This is a genomic window from Salmonella sp. SG203, assembly GCF_013350575.1.
Taxonomy (GTDB): Bacteria; Pseudomonadota; Gammaproteobacteria; order Enterobacterales; family Enterobacteriaceae; genus Salmonella; species Salmonella enterica.
In genome coordinates, this window is record NZ_SNMT01000001.1 from 599,357 (window position 1) to 619,432 (window position 20,076).

Below are 20,076 nucleotides of genomic sequence, written 5' to 3' on the forward strand. Positions count from 1 at the left end.
GCGGTAAGCCAGTAGTGTTGTAACGAGTCAGGAATGATGAAGACGTTATCTCCCACTGTTATCACCTTACCCTGGCGTCCGGACGCCGCTGAACACTATTTTGCGCCCGTAAATCATTTGCCCTGGGCGATGCTGCTGCATTCAGGTGATGCTATTCATCCCTATAACCGTTTTGATATTCTGGTCGCCGATCCTGTCACCACACTGACCACGCGCGCGCAGGAAACCACGGTATGTACTGCGCGCACGACTACCGTCACTCTCGACGATCCGTTACACGTTTTGCAGACTCAACTGGAGGCGCTGCCTTTTCATCCTCAGCCTGACCCTGACTTACCCTTTCAGGGCGGCGCGCTGGGTCTGTTTGGTTATGATTTAGGGCGGCGTTTCGAAATTCTGCCCGATACTGCCGCGCGCGATATCGCTTTACCCGATATGGCGATTGGCCTTTACGACTGGGCGCTGATTGTCGATCACCATAAACAGGTAGTGTCGCTGATAAGCTATCACGATGCAGACGCCCGATATCGCTGGCTCACCAGCCAGCGCGCGCCGACCCGCACGCCCTTCAGGCTTACCTCGGCCTGGCAATCCAATATGACGCGTTGCGAGTATGGCGAGAAGTTTCGTCAGGTGCAGGCCTGGCTGCACAGCGGGGACTGCTATCAGGTCAATCTTTCCCAGCGTTTTCAGGCGAGCTACGAGGGTGATGAGTGGCAGGCTTTCGAACACCTTAACCGCGCAAATCGCGCCCCGTTCAGCGCCTTTCTTCGTTTACATGACGGCGCCATATTGAGCCTTTCTCCCGAGCGTTTTATCCAACTGGAGAATGGTCATATTCAGACGCGCCCGATCAAAGGTACGCTTCCACGGCTTAACGATCCGCAGGCGGATCGTCAGCAGGCGCAGAAACTGGCCAACTCAATGAAAGATCGCGCTGAAAATTTGATGATCGTCGATTTGATGCGTAACGACATTGGCCGGGTCGCCGTGCCGGGTTCGGTGAAAGTGCCGGAACTGTTCGTCGTCGAACCATTTCCTGCCGTTCACCATCTGGTTAGCACCATTACCGCCCGTTTACCGGACTCGCTTCATGCCACCGACCTGCTGCGCGCGGCTTTCCCCGGCGGCTCCATTACCGGCGCGCCTAAAGTGCGGGCGATGGAAATTATCGACGAACTGGAGCCGCAGCGACGCAACGCCTGGTGCGGTAGCATCGGTTATCTGAGTTTCTGCGGCAAGATGGATACCAGTATTACTATCCGCACCGTCACAGCAACGCAGGGCCAACTCTATTGCTCAGCCGGCGGCGGTATCGTGGCCGATAGCAAGGAAGATGCGGAATATCAGGAAACTTTTGATAAAGTTAATCGTATCCTGCACCCACTGGAGAACTAATACGTGGATACCAGCCGTCTGACGCTCGATCATTTCTTATCGCGCTTTCAGCTTTTGCGCCCGCAGATGCCCCATGAAACGTTGAATCAACGTCAGGCCGCCGTACTGATCCCTGTGGTTCGCCGCCCCCAGCCGGGGCTGCTATTGACCCAGCGGGCTATTCATTTGCGCAAACACGCCGGACAGGTCGCCTTTCCCGGCGGGGCCGTGGACAGTACCGATGCTTCGCTTATCGCCGCAGCGCTTCGCGAAGCGCAGGAGGAAGTCGCCATCCCGCCGCAAGCCGTGGAAGTGATTGGCGTTTTACCGCCGGTAGACAGCGTGACCGGTTTTCAGGTCACCCCGGTGGTCGGCATTATTCCGCCAAACCTCCCCTGGCGCGCCAGTGAAGACGAAGTGTCTGCGGTGTTTGAAATGCCGCTGGCGCAAGCGTTGCAACTGGGTCGATATCATCCGCTTGATGTTTACCGTCGCGGCAATTCGCACCGCGTATGGCTCTCCTGGTATGAGCATTATTTCGTCTGGGGCATGACCGCAAATATTCTTCGTGAGCTGGCGCTGCAAATCGGCGTAAAGCCCTGACTGTACACAACGCCATTCACGTTGCCTCAAGGCGGTAACAATCGCCTCCCCCAAAGAGGCAGCCTGAAGGGCAACGTGTATATACTTAACTTTACGCGCGCAAGACACGACTTGAGATTACTGTCGCAATATTAGTAAAAACGCGGTTATTCATTAGTTTAATTCATGTGAATAGTTAAGCTGATGCCAGCGTTCCCTCTTACACTATGCGCAGTTATAACATCGTAACCGGAAGCCCCGGTTGCCCTGTCAGGAGTATTATCGTGATTAGCCTATTCGACATGTTTAAGGTAGGGATTGGTCCCTCCTCTTCCCACACTGTTGGCCCGATGAAGGCCGGTAAACAGTTCGTCGATGACCTGGTCGAAAAAGGATTACTGGATAACGTTACCCGCGTCGCTGTCGATGTCTACGGCTCGCTGTCGCTGACGGGGAAAGGTCACCATACCGATATCGCCATTATTATGGGTCTGGCGGGTAATGAACCCGCTACCGTGGATATTGATAGTATCCCCGGTTTTATTCGCGACGTCGAAACGCGCGAGCGTCTGTTACTGGCCCAGGGACGTCACGAAGTCGACTTCCCGAAAGATGACGGAATGCGTTTTCACAACGGCAATTTGCCGCTGCATGAAAACGGGATGCAGATCCACGCCTGGCATGACGACACGGTCATTTATAGCAAGACGTACTATTCCATCGGCGGCGGCTTTATCGTTGATGAAGCGCATTTCGGCCAGGAAGCGACGAATGAGGTTACTGTACCTTATCCGTTTAAATCGGCGAAAGAAATGCTGGAGTATTGCAACAGTACCGGCCTTTCACTCTCCGGCATGGTGATGCAAAACGAACTGGCGCTGCATAGCAAGAAAGAGATTGAAGAGTATTTCGGTCACGTCTGGCAGACCATGCAGGCCTGTATTGATCGTGGTATGAATACCGAAGGCGTGCTGCCGGGGCCGCTGCGCGTACCGCGTCGCGCCTCTGCGCTGCGTCGTATGCTGGTTTCCAGCGATAAGCTTTCCAGCGATCCGATGAACGTCATTGACTGGGTGAACATGTTTGCTCTGGCGGTGAACGAAGAGAACGCCGCAGGTGGTCGCGTCGTGACGGCGCCAACCAACGGCGCGTGCGGCATCGTGCCTGCGGTACTGGCTTACTACGACCATTTTATTGAGTCTGTCAGCCCGGATATTTACACCCGCTACTTCCTGGCGGCAGGCGCTATTGGCGCGCTGTATAAGATGAACGCGTCTATTTCCGGCGCGGAAGTCGGCTGTCAGGGCGAAGTCGGGGTCGCCTGTTCGATGGCGGCGGCAGGCCTTGCTGAACTGTTGGGCGCCAGCCCGGAGCAGGTTTGCGTTGCCGCTGAAATCGGCATGGAGCATAACCTGGGGCTGACCTGCGACCCGGTTGCCGGTCAGGTGCAGGTGCCGTGTATCGAACGTAACGCCATTGCTTCGGTTAAAGCGATCAACGCTGCGCGTATGGCCATGCGTCGAACCAGCGCGCCGCGCGTCTCGTTGGATAAAGTCATCGAAACGATGTACGAGACCGGAAAAGACATGAACGCAAAATACCGCGAAACGTCGCGCGGCGGGTTGGCTATTAAAGTCCAGTGTGATTAAACGCCGTTTCCCCTCCCTTCGCCCATCTGCTACGGATGGGCGAAATTTTTATCTCTTCCTCGTCGACTCCACGTTTCCCCACTACACTTGCTGTGTCGCGGTTGGCTTTTGTCGCCAACGCTTATTGGGCGGCCCGCATGCAAACAGCACAACGGATCATCAATCATTATCGCCGTAATCGTTTCATTGTTTGCACGATTTGTGCACTGGTCACGCTCATTCTTACGCTGAGCATCCGATTTATTTCGGAGCGGAACTTAAATCACCATCGCACGGTTGCATTCGCGAATCATGCCGTTGATGCGCTGGATAATGTGCTGCATCCTCTCCTGGTCGGACGAAACATACTGCTCCCCTTGCTTGAGCTTCCGTGCGCGACCGCGCATTTGCCGTTGCGTAAGCAAGCCGCCCGCCTACAAACCATTCGTTCTATCGGGCTGGTAAAAGAGGGAATTCTCTATTGCTCAAGCATTTTTGGCGCCCGTAATACTCCCATACGCCAGCTTCAGCCCGATCTTCCCGCAGTCGGCGATCTGCTGCTACTTTCCACAGACCAATCGTTACTCAAGGGAAGCCCGATCCTCATTCAGTGGTATCCCGCCTCTGCCGATGGCCAGGATGGCGTGATGGAAATTGTGAATATTGACTTGCTGACGACTATGCTACTTGAGCCGCAGCAGCCGCAAATTACCAGCGCCAGCCTGACGGTCGGCAAACGGCACCTGTTATATGGTCGGGGCGTGGTCGATACTCTTCCGGAATTAAAAAAAGATGAAGAGCGTTACCAGCTTTCATCGCGACATTTCCCTTTTACTATCAGCGTCAGCGGGCCGTCGGCAGGCGTACTGGCGTTCAAACATCTCCCGACGCAGTTACCGCTGGCCGTATTGCTTAGCCTGTTGATCGGTTATATCGCCTGGCTGGCAACGGCCAGCAGAATGAGCTTTTCCTGGGAAATTAATCTGGCCCTTGCCGAACGGGAGTTTGAGCTATTTTGTCAGCCGTTGCTTAATGCCCGCACGCAGCAATGTACCGGCGTTGAGATCCTGTTACGCTGGAACAACCCGCGCCAGGGCTGGATCTCACCGGATGTTTTTATTCCTATCGCCGAGGAGCATAACCTGATAGCGCCGCTGACCCGCTATGTGATTGCGGAAACCATTCGGCAGCGGCACTACTTCCCCATCAACCATCAGTTTCATATCGGCATCAATGTGGCGGCAAGCCATTTCCGACACGGCGTGCTTCTCAAGGATCTTAATCAGTACTGGTTTAGTGCGGAACCTGTTCAGCAACTGGTGCTGGAGCTCACGGAACGCGACGCGTTGCTTGACGTTGATTACCGCCTGATGCGCGAGCTGCATCGTAAAGGCGTGAAGTTAGCCATCGATGATTTTGGCACAGGAAACAGCTCGCTCTCCTGGCTGGAAAAACTGCGGCCGGATATTTTGAAAATCGATAAATCCTTCACCGCCGCCATCGGTACCGATGCGGTCAATTCAACGGTGACCGATATTATTATCGCTCTGGGGCAAAGACTGAATATTGAACTGGTGGCGGAAGGGGTCGAAAACCAGACGCAGGCACAGCATTTGCGCCAGCATGGCGTGCAAATGTTACAGGGCTATCTCTATGCGAAGCCGATGCCCATTAGCGAATTTCCACAGTGGCTGGCGGGCAGCGCGCCGCCGCCCGCCCGGCATAACGGACAGATTATGTCCGCGATGCCGCATCTATAGACTTGATTCCTGCGTGTGACGTCATTCCTCTTCGTCGTGGGCAGGCTGTTCTTTAACAATTCGAACCAGATCGACACGATAGTCGTTGGCCTCGACAATGGTGATCCGCAGGGGCGGAACATCAATGACATCGCCTACACGAGGAATATGGCCATTAGCGGCGATCACTAACCCCGCGACCGTCGCAATATCGCCCTCTTCGTTCACCAGATGATCAACTTCCAGCGCCTGCTGTAGCGCATGGAGATCGGTGCCGCCCTTCACTATCCAGCCCTCGGCATCGGCAACGATTTCCGGCGTTTCATCGGCATCCGGGAACTCACCGGCAATCGCTTCCAGCACATCCAGCGGCGTAACCAGCCCCTGCACCACGCCGAACTCGTTAGTGACGATAACGAAACTGCCGCGCGCGCGACGCAAAACGCCTAACAGATTGATAGGATCAAGCGTTTCCGGCACCACTATCGCCGGGGAAGACGCGGCGATAGCCGCAACGTCCGCGCCCTCTTCCAGCGCCACCAGCAACTCTTTCGCGCGAACGATACCGATAATTTCATCCAGCTCGCCCCGACATACCGGGAACAGGCTATGCGGAGAAGAGAGTAACTGCTGACGGATTTCAGCTACGCTGAGATTCGCATCCACCCAACTAATTTCGCCTCGCGGCGTCATAATGCCGCGCAGGGAGCGCGACGCCAGAGTCAGTACGCCGTTAATCATGTAGCGTTCTTCTTCGGCGAAGGCGCCTTCCGACACCGATATCGCGGCCGGGCTATCCGTCTCATGTTGCATACTCGCCTGACGTTTACCGCCCATCAGACGCAGGATAGCGTCCGCAGTACGCGCGCGCAGCGGCAACGTGGACTGATGACGAATAAAGTTGCGGCGCGCAATCTGGTTAAACACCTCGATAACGATCGAGAAACCAATTGCCGCGTACAGGTAGCCTTTCGGAATATGGAAACCGAACCCTTCCGCCACCAGGCTCAAGCCGATCATCAGCAGGAAACTCAGACAGAGCACCACCACCGTCGGATGCTGGTTGACAAAACGGGTCAGCGGTTTTGACGCCAGTAGCATCACCGCCATCGCAATCACCACCGCCGCCATCATAACCGGCAGATGGTTTACCATACCTACCGCCGTAATCACGGCGTCCAGCGAGAAGACCGCATCCAGGATGACAATCTGCGTGACTACCACCCAGAAGCTCGCATAGCCTTTACCGTGTCCGGTGTCATGCTCGCGGTTTTCCAGACGTTCATGCAGCTCGGTGGTCGCTTTAAACAGCAGGAATATACCGCCCAGCAGCATAATTAAATCGCGGCCGGAGAAGGTAAAATCCCAGACGGTAAAGAGCGGCTTTGTTAAGGTCACCAGCCACGAAATAATGGACAGCAGCGCCAGACGCATAATCAGCGCCAGCGAGAGCCCGATAAGACGCGCTTTGTCACGCTGCTTTGGCGGCAATTTATCGGCGAGGATCGCGATAAAGACCAGGTTATCGATACCCAGAACAATTTCCAGGACGACGAGCGTGAGTAAACCCACCCAAATTGAGGGATCCATTAATAATTCCATGACAAGCTCCTGCTTAAGGAATGACTAAACGGCGCCCACAACATCTCAAAGGATGCAGGCGGTAACGCAATAAACAAAGTAAGGCTATGGCAAGATATGCCAGATTGACAGGCGCAAAACGGCCAAAGAGTGAAATGACGTCGGTGACGATCCATACAACGGGCTGCTGCCCTATACCCCATTCTAATTAAACGGAAGCTAAACATAACAGAGACAACTGGTTTTTGGCAAAGATTTACCTTCCTTTGCAAAGAGATGTAACCAGGATATTTTACACTTCGAAATTTCTCATTATCGAAAACAAAATTACGGATCTCCATCACACAAAATATTTTTTTCGATATCTAAAATAATTCACGAAAATCATGCGTTTTTCGTTGTAACCCTCATCTGAATCGATTCGCTTGCGGACGGCGATTCAAAAAATACATCTGTCAAGTTGATGTGTTGACAATAATAAAGGAGGTAGCAAGTGACCATTGCTATTGTTATAGGCACACATGGTTGGGCTGCAGAGCAGTTACTTAAAACAGCCGAAATGCTGTTAGGCGAGCAGGAAAACGTCGGCTGGATCGATTTCGTTCCAGGCGAAAATGCCGAAACGCTGATCGAAAAGTACAACGCTCAGTTGGCTAAACTCGATACCAGTAAAGGCGTGCTATTTCTCGTTGATACATGGGGAGGCAGTCCGTTTAATGCTGCCAGCCGCATTGTCGTCGATAAAGAGCGCTATGAAGTTATTGCCGGCGTCAACATCCCGATGCTGGTCGAAACGTTTATGGCTCGTGACGACGATCCGAGCTTTGACGAGCTGGTCGCACTGGCGGTAGAAACCGGTCGTGAAGGCGTAAAAGCGCTGAAAGCGAAACCGGTAGAAAAAGCCGCGCCAGCGCCAGTCGCTGCCGCGCCAAAAGCGGCCACGCCGGCAAAACCGATGGGCCCGAATGATTATATGGTTATCGGGCTTGCCCGTATTGATGACCGCCTCATTCACGGTCAGGTCGCTACCCGCTGGACCAAAGAGACCAATGTCAGCCGTATTATTGTTGTGAGCGATGAAGTGGCGGCGGATACCGTACGTAAAACGCTGCTGACGCAAGTTGCGCCGCCGGGCGTTACGGCGCATGTGGTTGACGTCGCGAAGATGATTCGCGTCTACAATAACCCGAAATACGCCGGCGAACGCGTGATGCTTCTGTTTACCAATCCTACCGACGTCGAGCGCATCGTTGAGGGCGGCGTGAAAGTCACCTCCGTGAACATTGGCGGTATGGCCTATCGTCAAGGTAAAACGCAGGTGAACAACGCCGTTTCCGTCGATGAAAAGGATATCGAAGCCTTTAAAAAGCTCAACGAGCGCGGCATCGAGCTTGAGGTGCGTAAAGTTTCCACCGATCCGAAACTGAAAATGATGGATTTAATTGCCAAAGTGGCGAAATAACCGCCGGCATTTAATTAGCTTTCACACTTAAGATAGCAATAGGAGAAGTACAATGGAGATTACCACTCTTCAGATTGTGCTGGTGTTCATCGTCGCATGTATCGCAGGTATGGAGTCGGTACTTGATGAATTTCAGTTCCACCGTCCGCTGATCGCCTGTACCTTAATCGGCGCCGTTCTGGGGGACATGAAAACCGGTATTATCATCGGCGGTACTCTGGAAATGATCGCTCTGGGCTGGATGAACATCGGTGCTGCCGTTGCGCCTGATGCCGCACTGGCGTCCATCATCTCTACCGTTCTGGTCATCGCCGGGCATCAAAGCATTGGCGCCGGTATCGCGCTGGCGATTCCGCTGGCGGCGGCAGGCCAGGTACTGACCATTATCGTTCGTACCATCACCGTGGCATTCCAGCACGCGGCGGACAAGGCGGCTGAAAACGGCAACCTGACGGCGCTCTCCTGGCTGCACGTTTCTTCTCTGTTCCTGCAGGCAATGCGTATCGCCATCCCGGCGGTTATCGTTGCCATCTCCGTAGGCACCAGCGAAGTACAGGGAATGCTGAATGCGATTCCTGAAGTCGTCACAGGCGGTCTGAACATCGCCGGCGGCATGATCGTCGTGGTTGGTTATGCGATGGTTATCAATATGATGCGCGCAGGCTACCTGATGCCGTTCTTCTACCTCGGTTTCGTCACCGCGGCTTTCACAAACTTCAACCTGGTCGCACTGGGTGTCATCGGCGCAGTGATGGCTATTCTTTACATCCAGCTGAGCCCGAAATACAACCGTGTAGCGGGCGCGCCTGCAGCGGCTGCTGGCAATAACGATCTCGATAACGAACTGGACTAACAGGTGAGCGAAATGGTTGATATGACTAAAACTACCACCGAGAAAAAACTCACTCCGAGCGATATTCGCGGCGTATTTCTTCGTTCTAACCTGTTCCAGGGGTCATGGAACTTCGAACGTATGCAAGCGCTGGGCTTCTGCTTCTCTATGGTGCCGGCGATTCGTCGCCTGTATCCGGAGAATAATGACGCGCGTAAACAGGCGATTAAGCGTCACCTGGAGTTCTTTAACACTCATCCTTACGTTGCGGCGCCGGTACTGGGCGTAACGCTGGCAATGGAAGAAAAGCGTGCGAACGGCGCAGAGATTGACGATGGTGCTATCAACGGTATCAAAGTCGGTCTGATGGGACCGCTGGCAGGCGTCGGCGACCCTATCTTCTGGGGTACCGTCCGTCCAGTATTCGCGGCGCTGGGCGCAGGTATTGCAATGAGCGGCAGCCTGCTTGGTCCGCTGCTGTTTTTCATCCTGTTTAACCTGGTGCGTCTGGCGACCCGTTATTATGGCGTGGCTTATGGCTACCGCAAAGGCGTCGATATCGTTAAAGATATGGGCGGCGGCTTCCTGCAAAAACTGACTGAGGGGGCGTCAATCCTCGGCCTGTTTGTCATGGGGGCATTGGTTAACAAGTGGACGCATGTGAATATCCCGCTGGTGGTCTCCACCATCACCGGTCAGGATGGTCAGACACGCGTTACCACCGTGCAAACCATTCTCGACCAGCTGATGCCGGGTCTGGTTCCGCTACTGTTGACCTTTGCCTGTATGTGGCTGCTGCGTAAGAAAGTTAACCCGCTGTGGATTATCGTGGGCTTCTTCGTCATCGGTATCGCCGGCTACTCCGTAGGACTGCTGGGTCAGTAAGGCTGTTGTACACTACCGGGGCCAAACGGCCCCGTTTTTTTATTTCTCTGGAGGATAAATGACTATCACGGACCTGGTGCTGATTCTCTTTATTGCCGCATTATTGGCTTACGCTCTCTACGATCAGTTCATCATGCCCCGTCGCAATGGCCCCACTCTGCTTTCTATAGCCCTGCTCCGCCGTGGTCGCGTAGACAGCGTTATCTTCGTTGGGCTGGTCGCCATCCTTATTTATAACAACGTAACCAGCCACGGAGCGCAGATGACCACATGGTTATTAAGTGCGCTGGCGTTAATGGGGTTTTATATATTCTGGATCCGCACGCCACGGATCATCTTTAAACAACGTGGCTTTTTCTTCGCCAATGTCTGGATAGAATATAACCGTATTAAAGAGATGAATTTATCGGAAGACGGCGTACTGGTGATGCAATTAGAACAACGACGCTTGCTTATCCGTGTACGCAATATCGACGATCTGGAAAAAATATATAAACTTCTTATTGAAAATCAATAATCTAAGATATAGCCTCAACTATGTTTTTCGAATTTTATTTCGAATCATAATATAGCTAAGGCTATATTTTCTATTGACCAATTGTTATTTAATTTAACGTTTTATTGATGAATAAATCTAAATGAAAATCGTTTTCAATTAGAAGGCAAATAATATTTTATCGCTGTTGTTTTATATTCTAAAAATATGTTAATGTTGCGCCGTCAATTGGGGAGTAGCCGATTTCCAGACTCCGGAAATGTACGCGTCAACATACTCGTTGCAAAACGTGGCGCGTACGGACCAGCCGCCGCTGGTCAGGCGAGACCATAGGCGCATCAACTGCTGTGTATTTCGTCACAGAATGGCGACATGCATGTTTGCTGGGGGCAGTGATGTGTTTAATGGATACCCCGGTCAGGACGTTGTCATGCACTTTACTGCTACTGTTCTTCTCGCTTTCGGTATGTCGATGGATGCTTTCGCGGCATCAATTGGCAAAGGCGCCACCCTACATAAACCCAAATTCTCAGAAGCGTTGCGTACCGGTCTTATCTTTGGCGCGGTTGAAACGCTGACCCCGTTGATCGGCTGGGGGATGGGGATATTGGCGAGTAAATTCGTTCTGGAATGGAACCACTGGATAGCCTTTGTTCTGCTGATCTTTCTGGGCGGACGCATGATCATCGAAGGTATCCGCGGCGGTAGTGATGAAGACGAAACACCGTTACGCCGCCACAGCTTTTGGCTATTAGTCACGACGGCTATCGCGACCAGCCTCGATGCGATGGCGGTTGGCGTCGGTCTGGCGTTTTTGCAGGTAAACATCATCGCAACCGCATTGGCTATCGGTTGCGCCACGCTTATCATGTCCACCCTCGGAATGATGATCGGTCGCTTTATCGGCCCAATGCTGGGTAAGCGTGCTGAAATTCTCGGCGGGGTCGTACTGATAGGAATTGGCGTCCAGATCCTCTGGACGCATTTTCACGGTTAACGGTTACGCTGCCAGAGATGAAGGTTGAAATCCGTCTGGCAGCTAAGTCCGGCGCTGGCAGCCAGTTGTTCCCACACTTCTGGTCTGGCGCGCCAGGCAAATGGCGTCATTTGCAACAGTGCTACAGCCGCTTCGGCGGTGAGCTGCATGTGATAAGCAAGGCGGGTAATCTGCTGCAATGTGAATCCGACGAGCTGCTCGGTATACGGCGCATGTAAACGCACCTCATCATAAATGAGCCCTTTTAGTTCCATCAGATGATGCGGCCCCGGCGTGGCGGTAACGACCCAACCACCAGGTTTCACCACACGCGCCAATTCCTGCGCCTTACACGGGGCGTAGATTCTGATCACCGCATCCATTGACGCATCGGCAAAGGGCAGTCGATGGCTTGACGCCACACAAAACTTCACCTGCGAATAGCGCTTCGCTGCCGCTTTGATCGCCGTTTTAGCAACGTCCAGTCCAAACGTGGTGACTCCCGGCAACGCCTCGGCAAAAGCATGAGTGTAATACCCCTCGCCGCAGCCGATATCCAGAATCGCCGTGGCCGACTGATCCAGCCGCTCGCGCAACAGGTTAATCACGGCATCGCGCAGCGGCTGATAATGGCCCGCATCAAGAAACGCTCTCCTCGCCTGCATCATTTCGGCGCTGTCGCCCGGATCGCGCGAACGTTTATGCTGTACCGGCAGCAGATTGATGTAGCCCTCTTTCGCCACATCAAACTGATGGCGCTGTGGACATATAACGCTGTTATTAATCTGCGTAAGCGGCTGATGGCAAAGCGGACAGGTAAACGACATGACAACTCCGGACTGGGGCGCTAAAGGGCGCAAGTGTAACGCGAATTGCGCCCCGGGAAAATCCTTTACGAGCCCGGAACCGCAACGTGGCTGCCATGCATCACCAGAAGGTGATCTGAATCGGCTGGCATACCGTCTGGCTCAACATTTTCCAGCCGCAGCACATCGCCCATGATCTGGCTGAATACGGGCGCAGATACCGCGCCGCCATAATAAGCCCCGTTTTGCGGATTATTAATCACCACCACCAGCGCAAATCTGGGGTTACTTGCCGGCGCGACGCCTGCGGTATATGCCACATATTTATCGACGTATTTACCATCATCGCCAATTTTTTTCGCCGTCCCGGTTTTGACCGCAATACGGTAGTCTCTTACTGCGGCTTTTGTTCCGCCGCCGCCAGGCAACGCGACGCTCTCCATCATATGTTCCACCTCGTGCACCAGTTCTTCCGGCATTACCCGCGTGCCGATCACGGGCGGATCAACTTTGGTGATCGATAACGGACGGTAGATACCAAAGCTGCCAATCGTGGCATAAACATGCGCCAGTTGCAGCGGCGTCACCATTAATCCATAGCCAAAAGCGAAGGTAGCGCGATCTAAATCACTCCAGTAACGGCGTTTCGGTAATAACCCGCTGCTCTCTCCGGTGAGACCCAGTCCGGTAGGCACGCCGAAACCAAAGCTTTTATAAGTATCCATTAATTTCTGCACCGGCATCGCCAGAGAAAGGTGAGAAACGCCGGTATCGCTGGATTTTTGCAAAATGCCGGTTAATGTCAGTTCCGGATAGTAACCGACGTCGCGGATACGGTGTCCATCGAGAGTAAAAGGATGGGTATCGATAACACTGTCCGGCTGCACGATGCCCTGCTGTAACGCAGTCATAATGACCAATGGCTTCACAGTAGAACCGGGTTCGAAAGTGTCGCTAATCGCGCGGTTACGAAAATCGTCCAACTGCGCGCCTTCACGGTTGTTCGGGTTGAAATCCGGGTAGCTCGCCATCGAGAGAATTTCACCCGTTGGGATGTTAATCAATACGGCAGCGCCGGATTCCGCTTTGTTCCAGATGACGGCGTTATCCAGCGCATCTTCGGTAACCGTTTGCAGACGTTCATCAATGCTAAGCTGAAGTTCATGAGCAGGAACCGGATTCACTTCCGTAATGTTCTCAATAACGTGCCCAAATTTATCTTTACGCACCAATCGGGAGCCCGGTTTTCCCGTCAGTTGCGCGTTAAAGCTCTTTTCAATACCTTCTATTCCCTGCCCGTCGATATTGGTAAAGCCGATCAAATTGGCCGCTACGTGTCCGGCAGGGTAAAAACGGCGCGACTCTTCCCGCAGGTTAATACCCGGTAGATTTAATCTATCTATCCATTCGGCTTGCTGGGGTGAAACCTGGCGCGCGAGGTAGATAAAACGGCCTGCCGGGTTACTGTTTACCCGTTCCGCAAGCGTACTGAGCGACAGATGTAGGGCGCTGGCCAGCGCCTGCCAGCGCTCATTGTAGCCAACGCCGCCTTTGCTTATGATAGTCTTCGGATCGGCCCAGACAGCATTAACCGGAACGCTCACCGCTAAGGGTCGCCCTTCTCTGTCGGTGATCATGCCGCGTGGAGAGGCCGTGGTCACTTCACGAAGCGAGCGCATATCTTCTTGTTTCACCAGTTTCGACGGCGTAACAATTTGCAGCCATGCCACCCGCCCTAACAACAATGCCATACTGAGCAGAATGGCAGTGCAAAGTAGTGCAAAACGTATGGGCGTAAAATTACGGGTATCGCCGTCGCTTTTCTTTTTCACCTGATCTCCAGCCGAATCATTTTTCAGGTGATTGATTTAACGGGAAACGGCCGGAAAAACCAGAAAAAACAATGCTAATAACCTCGCGCCTTTGCAACAAATCGCTAACGAGAGCGCATCCAGACACATTTTGAAGGATATTGAATTAAAAAGCCCCGCTTTTAGCGAGGCTTTATATCTGAGGCTGACGCGACAAACGCATCAAATCAGTGGTGTCGATCAGATAGCTGTTACGTTAACAGCAGCCGGACCTTTCTGGCCGTCCTGAATTTCGAACTCAACGTTCTGGCCTTCAGCCAGAGTTTTGAAACCATTGCCCTGGATAGCGGAGAAGTGTACGAACACATCTTTGCTGCCGTCAGCCGGAGTAATGAAGCCAAAACCTTTGGATTCGTTGAACCACTTAACTTGACCTTTAATCTTTGCCATTTGCAAAATTCCTTAGAGTGTTTTCTTTGCCCGTAGGCATAACATAGATAAAACTGAGACATTACTGCTTGAGGCACTAATATAAGGTTCGGCAGAGAAGCGGTATTCAACGTCAACGTGTTTACTCAGGACTTCTTTACTGAAAATGCCACACATAAACAGAACTGTACCTCGTTTAACCCAAAGCCTGTTATCACATACAACGTTAATTATGGCAAGCCATTTTTAAACGTGTCTCGATCCGTCGCACAAATTACGAGAACCTTCACAAATTGACAGCACGTTTATGCAACAAAATTGCGAAAGATATATCCTCACGCGCTGACGGACTCCTGACAACGTCACTGCTGAAAAGCCATTTTTCTACCATAGCTCAATAACTTCGCTTCTTCCAGTGCATCAAATCACATTTAAAAGCTGTATTTTTCATATCACTTTTTATGCTGAGTTATGCATAAATTGTCACAATGATAAAAAACACCTTTTAATCAAAATAATAGAAAAGAAAAGCGATTTTCGACACCGCTTTTTGTGATGTTCTGCGTCTTTACAGAATGCCTTAAAATAATGAACAAACAATGACAATCCATAAAGAGAGAGAAACGTTTCGCTTTTAATAGAGAATGAGCGGTATCACAAAAATGCCATATGTCCATTTGTTATACATATAAAACTATATTGCATATAAAGCCATATATTATGTAAGGTGTTGATGCTGTAGTATCAGTTGCAAACGGCAACGCGGAGAGATCCGACGGGGAAATGGGGCGTATGGCACTGGCGCCATTTGCGCCCCGGTAAGCATTATCGTTCTGCAACCAGACGAATGATGTCCTCATCCTCTTTTGGTTCGCTTGCCGCTGTTGCGGGTTCCGCTTCTTTTTCTGGTTCGTTTGCTTCGCAAAGGCGACGTAACAACGCGTTTTGCCGCTTCTGTTGATCCAATAACGCTTCGAGCAATTCTATCTGCTCGTTGGCACGGGAACTTGCCCGGTTGACAAAGAACCAGAGCGCCAGCCCCACCACCAGAACCACCATTGATACTATTAAAGATGCAAGAGAAAACGCACCAGAGTTTAAAACGTCGTTCATTTCACCACCTCAATGTAGAGACGTCATTCTACCACTGCTACACGGGAAGGAAATCTCTGGTGTAAAACGTTTACCAGGGAATAAATTTATTGATGGCGCAAATACCGCTGAAAAATTGTACATCCTGATCGCACATGATATTAAACACCTGCGCCCACAGCAACAGGCATACTACCACCACGATGCCGAGAACGACCCATCGAAATTTTTTCACTCCACTCTCCGATCTTACATCTTATGTCGCTAAATTATCATGAGTTACTTAAACCAGGAGTAACTGTAGCGGCATTATATGTTTTTAGGAATGATTCACTTGTTTCAATCAATGTACACGCTACTCTTATTCTAACTAAAAAAGAAAAGAGGTAGTAATGCGTTTGATCATTCGCGCAATTGTATTGTTTGCCCTGGTGTGGATAGGCCTGCTGATGAGCGGCTATGGCATCCTGGTGGGAAGTAAAGTGAACGCTGCGGGGCTGGGTTTACAGTGCCATTACCTGACCGCACGCGGCACCAGCACGGCGCAATATCTCCATACCAACAGCGGCATTATCGGCTTTTCCGACTGTCCCATTTTCAGAAAAATCGCCACCGTGGTGGATAATGGCTAAGCGGCAATAAATAATTTCACAGTGAAACTATCACCAATAATTCCCCTATATTGGCTGTTGTTCATAAGTACTGTTAAATAATATTTTAATAACCGTTAAATAAGCCGACAGATATTATCTACTTTTACGATTTCATCCCACCCGATGTTATAAAAAAAGCAGCTACATTTTTCGCAGCTGCTTTTTTTTAACGTCATGCTAATAACGTTGCTTAGAAGGGATAATCGTTGTAACCCATTTGTTCAGAAATTTTACGCGCGGCGGCGTGTAACATAGCCACATATTCCTGCAGGCGTTCTTCTGAAAAACGCAGCGTCGGGAACGAAATGCTTAACCCTGCGATGACTACGCCAAAACGGTCAAATACCGGTACGCCGATACAACGTAACCCTTCTTCCTGTTCTTCGTTATCTTCACCGTAGCCTTGCGCACGCACTTCATCCAACAGCGGCAGCAACGCTTCAGTGCTGGTAATCGTGCGTCCAGTGCTTTGCTTATACTCTACGCCGTCGAGAATCTGCTTAACCTCATCACGGTCGCGCCAGGCCAGAAGCACTTTACCGATGGCCGTACTGTACAGCGGATTACGACGCCCAATACGTGAGTACATCCGCAGATTGTACATAGAGTCAATTTTATGGATATAGACAATGCTGTCTTCATCCAGCGCGCCAAGATGGATAGTTTCTTTTGTCAGACGAGACAGTTCGCGCATCTGAATGTCCGCACTGCGGATGAGATCAACATTTTGCAAAGCTCGCGCGCCCAGCTCAAACAGCTTTAGCGTCAGAGAGTATTTTTCAGACTCCCCTTCCTGAGCCACGTAGCCCAGCGTTTTCATGGTTTGCAAAAAGCGATAAACGGTGCTTTTCGACATCATGACGCGCTGCGATAGCTCGGTAATCCCTATTTCACGCTCTTCACCCAGCGCCTGCAGAATGCCGAAAACTTTCAGCACAGAAGATACAGAATCAGGCTGCTTATCCAGATCTGCGTTTGCCATTTATCACCTCATTACGAGCGTTTTATAAAATTCAGAACGAGTTTTTATTATAATTTCACGCCAGGTCGCCCGCAATCCATCTTTGCTTACTTCGTTACAAATCTGCGACATAACAACTCAGTATTAATGCTAACATTATTATTCAGCTCATAATTCCCCTTATTACAAAATACTTATGGAAAAAACACGGGCCGATGGCCTGCCCCTCCCGCAGAGATACGGCGCTATCCTGACGATTATTATCGGTATTTCGATGGCGGTTCTGGATGGCGCAATCGCTAATGTCGCGCTGCCAACCATTGCGACTGATTTACATGCCTCCCCTGCCAGCTCTATCTGGATTGTCAATGCATACCAAATCGCCATTGTCGTCTCACTGCTTTCCCTGTCTTTTTTAGGCGACATGTTTGGTTATCGCCGGATCTACAAATGTGGTTTAGTGGTATTTCTGCTTTCATCATTGTTTTGCGCGCTTTCAGACTCGCTGCAGATGCTGACGCTGGCGCGCATCGCGCAGGGATTTGGCGGCGCGGCGCTAATGAGCGTAAACACGGCGCTGATTCGTCTTATCTACCCCCAGCGTCATCTGGGACGAGGCATGGGAATTAACTCTTTTATCGTCGCAGTCTCTTCCGCCGCGGGTCCGACGATCGCCGCAGCGATTTTGTCCATCTCATCATGGAAATGGCTGTTTCTGATTAATGTCCCGTTAGGTATCATCGCGTTAATTCTGGCCATACGCTTTTTACCAGCAAACATCGCCCATGACACTAAGCCGCGCTTTGACTTACCGAGCGCGGTAATGAATGCGCTCACATTTGGCCTGCTGATTACCGCATTGAGCGGATTTGCCCAGGGACAGTCGCTAACGTTGATTGGCGCAGAGCTGCTCGTTCTGGTCGTGGTCGGGTTTTTCTTCGTGCGCCGCCAGCTTTCTTTGCCCGTCCCTTTGTTACCCATCGACTTGTTACGCATTCCGCTTTTTTCACTCTCGATCGGCACGTCAATTTGCTCGTTCTGCGCGCAAATGTTAGCCATGGTCTCGCTACCTTTTTATCTGCAAACCGTGCTGGGCCGTAGCGAAGTAGAAACCGGCCTGTTATTGACGCCCTGGCCGCTGGCAACGATGGTAATGGCGCCGCTGGCGGGATACCTGATAGAACGTCTTCATGCCGGTTTGCTGGGGGCGCTGGGAATGGTGATAATGGCAGCCGGGTTGTTTGCGCTGGTCATGTTGCCAGCCTCCCCCTCCGATCTGAATATTATCTGGCCGATGATCCTTTGCGGCGCAGGGTTTGGCCTGTTCCAGTCGCCGAATAATCACACCATTATCACTTCCGCGCCGCGTGAGCGCAGCGGTGGCGCCAGCGGGATGCTGGGCACGGCGCGACTGTTAGGCCAAAGTACTGGCGCCGCGCTGGTAGCGCTGATGTTGAACCAGTTTGGCGATAGCGGTACGCATCTTTCTCTGCTCGCAGCGGCGATCCTGGCGACTCTCGCGGCGGTGGTGAGCGGTTTACGTATTACGCAACCACGCGTTCAGGCGTAAAAAAAGCGCGTCATTCGACGCGCTTTTCATACTTGCCAGTGGGCTTATTATTTCAGGTACTCACCGCTACGCAGCGCTTCAATGCGTTTATCCAGCGGTGGGTGCGTCATAAACAGCTCGCTTAACGATTTCGATTTACCGTTAATACAAAACGCCATCATGCTGGTCGCTTCTTGCGGCTCGTAGCTGGTTTTCAGGCGCTGCAACGCGGCAATCATTTTTTCACGGCCAACCAGCTTCGCCGATCCCGCATCGGCATGAAACTCACGGTAACGGGAGAACCACATGGTGATGATGCTCGCCAGAATACCGAAGACCAGTTCCAGCACCGTCGCAACGGCGAAATAGATTAGCGGATTACCGTTACTTCCTTCGCCTTCATCGCGGTTGCCGCCCAGAAAACCAGCAGCAATTTGCGCGATAATGCGCGAAATAAAGATAACGAAGGTGTTAACCACCCCCTGAATCAACGTCATCGTCACCATATCGCCATTGGCAATATGGCTGATTTCATGCGCAATGACGGCTTCCGCTTCGTCAGGGCTCATGTTTTGCAACAAACCGGTGCTCACAGCGACCAATGAGGCGTCACGGCGTGCGCCCGTCGCAAACGCGTTAATGTCCGGCGCATGGTAGATAGCAACCTGCGGCATGGCGATACCGGCCTGGCGCGCTTGCGTTGCTACGGTGTTCATCAACCAGCGTTCTCTTTCATTGCGAGGCTGTTCAATAACTTCCCCTCCTACGGATTTTAACGCCATCCATTTGGACATCAGCAATGAAATAAAAGAACCGCCAAAACCAAACAGCAGCGCCATGATCAGCAAGCCTTGCACGCTGCTCGACTGTATCCCTGTCAGGCTCAGAACCAGCCCGAAAACGACCATCACGGCCAGGTTCGTCAGCAGGAAGAGCGCGATTCGCATCATAATTTTCTTTTAACCTCAATTTAACAAAGCGCACTATGCGATTACCCACATCGTATGGGTCTTATGGCTATTTTCAAGCATCACCAGGCGGTAAGTCACGAGAAAAACACAACTTTACATTTTGTAGCATTATCCTGACGACTTCTGCGCTTGTTAAATAAATATCCTCCGGCATAGCCGGAGGTTTTTCAGATGCGCCTGTAAGGCTCTCTTACCAGCCGCGCCCTAACAGGCGCATACGATCTGACATTTGCATCAAACTTCGTT

The 20,076-nt window shown here is 51.7% G+C and carries 21 protein-coding genes and 1 riboswitch; of the genes, 11 read left to right on the forward strand and 10 right to left on the reverse strand.

Going from position 1 to position 20,076, the window contains the following annotated elements:
- Positions 1–33 precede the first annotated feature (33 nt).
- The 4 genes from pabB to HV477_RS03020 all read left to right on the forward strand — a co-directional run bounded on the left by pabB (position 34) and on the right by HV477_RS03020 (position 5,347).
- Positions 34–1,398 (forward strand): aminodeoxychorismate synthase component 1, encoded by a 1,365-nt coding sequence (gene pabB / locus HV477_RS03005; RefSeq protein WP_072162124.1) that lies wholly within the window; start codon positions 34–36, stop codon positions 1,396–1,398.
- 3 nt (positions 1,399–1,401) lie between these two features.
- Positions 1,402–1,980 carry a CoA pyrophosphatase gene (locus HV477_RS03010; RefSeq protein WP_000381534.1) on the forward strand — a complete coding sequence of 193 codons (579 nt, stop codon included), beginning with the start codon at positions 1,402–1,404 and terminating at the stop codon, positions 1,978–1,980.
- Between the two features lie 263 nt (positions 1,981–2,243).
- Positions 2,244–3,608, forward strand: a complete 1,365-nt coding sequence (gene sdaA, locus HV477_RS03015) for an L-serine ammonia-lyase (RefSeq protein WP_000624274.1) — start codon at positions 2,244–2,246, stop codon at positions 3,606–3,608.
- A 137-nt stretch (positions 3,609–3,745) separates the two neighbouring features.
- The gene (locus HV477_RS03020) at positions 3,746–5,347 is read left to right on the forward strand and encodes an EAL domain-containing protein (protein WP_001192525.1); all 1,602 of its coding nucleotides are present in this window, start codon (positions 3,746–3,748) and stop codon (positions 5,345–5,347) included.
- 21 nt (positions 5,348–5,368) lie between these two features.
- Here HV477_RS03020 and yoaE read toward each other — a convergent pair whose 3' ends face one another.
- Both yoaE and HV477_RS28965 read right to left on the reverse strand, forming a co-directional pair.
- A complete protein-coding gene (gene yoaE / locus HV477_RS03025; RefSeq protein WP_058115795.1) occupies positions 5,369–6,928 on the reverse strand; it encodes a CNNM family cation transport protein YoaE in 1,560 nt (519 codons plus the stop codon).
- A complete protein-coding gene (locus tag HV477_RS28965) occupies positions 6,916–7,248 on the reverse strand; it encodes a hypothetical protein (protein ID WP_011233029.1) in 333 nt (110 codons plus the stop codon). Before HV477_RS28965 ends, yoaE begins: the two co-directional genes overlap by 13 nt.
- Positions 7,249–7,400: 152 nt before the next feature.
- Here HV477_RS28965 and manX point away from each other — a divergent pair, with 152 nt between their 5' ends.
- From manX to mntP, 5 genes are all read left to right on the forward strand, one after another.
- Positions 7,401–8,369, forward strand: a complete 969-nt coding sequence (gene manX / locus HV477_RS03030; protein ID WP_000150523.1) for a PTS mannose transporter subunit IIAB — start codon at positions 7,401–7,403, stop codon at positions 8,367–8,369.
- Between the two features lie 52 nt (positions 8,370–8,421).
- The gene (manY, locus tag HV477_RS03035; RefSeq protein WP_000406918.1) at positions 8,422–9,222 is read left to right on the forward strand and encodes a PTS mannose transporter subunit IIC; all 801 of its coding nucleotides are present in this window, start codon (positions 8,422–8,424) and stop codon (positions 9,220–9,222) included.
- 12 nt (positions 9,223–9,234) lie between these two features.
- On the forward strand, positions 9,235–10,086 hold the full coding sequence (locus tag HV477_RS03040; RefSeq protein WP_001518647.1) for a PTS mannose transporter subunit IID: 852 nt from the start codon (positions 9,235–9,237) through the stop codon (positions 10,084–10,086).
- 58 nt (positions 10,087–10,144) lie between these two features.
- Entirely contained in the window at positions 10,145–10,603 is a 459-nt protein-coding gene (locus tag HV477_RS03045) for a DUF986 family protein (RefSeq protein ID WP_000156280.1), read from the forward strand.
- Positions 10,604–10,799: 196 nt separating this feature from the next.
- Positions 10,800–10,901, forward strand: a riboswitch (yybP-ykoY riboswitch).
- 111 nt (positions 10,902–11,012) lie between these two features.
- Entirely contained in the window at positions 11,013–11,579 is a 567-nt protein-coding gene (gene mntP / locus HV477_RS03050) for a manganese efflux pump MntP (protein ID WP_131535264.1), read from the forward strand.
- Here mntP and rlmA read toward each other — a convergent pair.
- The 6 genes from rlmA to mgrB form a co-directional block, all read right to left on the reverse strand.
- Positions 11,576–12,385 (reverse strand): 23S rRNA (guanine(745)-N(1))-methyltransferase, encoded by an 810-nt coding sequence (gene rlmA, locus HV477_RS03055; RefSeq protein WP_079898762.1) that lies wholly within the window; start codon positions 12,383–12,385, stop codon positions 11,576–11,578. The two genes, mntP and rlmA, sit on opposite strands and share 4 nt — an antisense overlap.
- Positions 12,386–12,450: 65 nt before the next feature.
- Positions 12,451–14,196 carry a peptidoglycan glycosyltransferase FtsI gene (gene ftsI, locus HV477_RS03060; RefSeq protein ID WP_000730326.1) on the reverse strand — a complete coding sequence of 582 codons (1,746 nt, stop codon included), beginning with the start codon at positions 14,194–14,196 and terminating at the stop codon, positions 12,451–12,453.
- A 219-nt stretch (positions 14,197–14,415) separates the two neighbouring features.
- A complete protein-coding gene (gene cspE, locus HV477_RS03065) occupies positions 14,416–14,625 on the reverse strand; it encodes a transcription antiterminator/RNA stability regulator CspE (RefSeq protein ID WP_001062678.1) in 210 nt (69 codons plus the stop codon).
- A 12-nt stretch (positions 14,626–14,637) separates the two neighbouring features.
- Positions 14,638–14,781, reverse strand: coding sequence for a DUF2627 domain-containing protein (locus tag HV477_RS03070; RefSeq protein ID WP_001537930.1), 144 nt, complete (start codon positions 14,779–14,781; stop codon positions 14,638–14,640).
- A gap of 648 nt (positions 14,782–15,429) precedes the next feature.
- The gene (locus HV477_RS03075; RefSeq protein WP_001000660.1) at positions 15,430–15,717 is read right to left on the reverse strand and encodes a YebO family protein; all 288 of its coding nucleotides are present in this window, start codon (positions 15,715–15,717) and stop codon (positions 15,430–15,432) included.
- Positions 15,718–15,787: 70 nt separating this feature from the next.
- Positions 15,788–15,931, reverse strand: coding sequence for a PhoP/PhoQ regulator MgrB (gene mgrB / locus HV477_RS03080; RefSeq protein WP_000714547.1), 144 nt, complete (start codon positions 15,929–15,931; stop codon positions 15,788–15,790).
- Between the two features lie 157 nt (positions 15,932–16,088).
- Here mgrB and yobH point away from each other — a divergent pair, with 157 nt between their 5' ends.
- Entirely contained in the window at positions 16,089–16,328 is a 240-nt protein-coding gene (gene yobH / locus HV477_RS03085; protein ID WP_001236777.1) for an invasion protein YobH, read from the forward strand.
- 211 nt (positions 16,329–16,539) lie between these two features.
- On the opposite strand, the gene kdgR is transcribed toward yobH, so the two are convergent.
- On the reverse strand, positions 16,540–17,331 hold the full coding sequence (gene kdgR, locus HV477_RS03090) for a DNA-binding transcriptional regulator KdgR (protein ID WP_001262195.1): 792 nt from the start codon (positions 17,329–17,331) through the stop codon (positions 16,540–16,542).
- Positions 17,332–17,506: 175 nt separating this feature from the next.
- Here kdgR and HV477_RS03095 point away from each other — a divergent pair, with 175 nt between their 5' ends.
- Positions 17,507–18,880, forward strand: a complete 1,374-nt coding sequence (locus tag HV477_RS03095; protein ID WP_000416139.1) for an MFS transporter — start codon at positions 17,507–17,509, stop codon at positions 18,878–18,880.
- 47 nt (positions 18,881–18,927) lie between these two features.
- Here the strand turns inward: HV477_RS03095 and htpX are convergent, their stop codons facing one another.
- Positions 18,928–19,809, reverse strand: a complete 882-nt coding sequence (gene htpX, locus HV477_RS03100; RefSeq protein WP_000984498.1) for a protease HtpX — start codon at positions 19,807–19,809, stop codon at positions 18,928–18,930.
- Positions 19,810–20,076 lie beyond the last annotated feature (267 nt).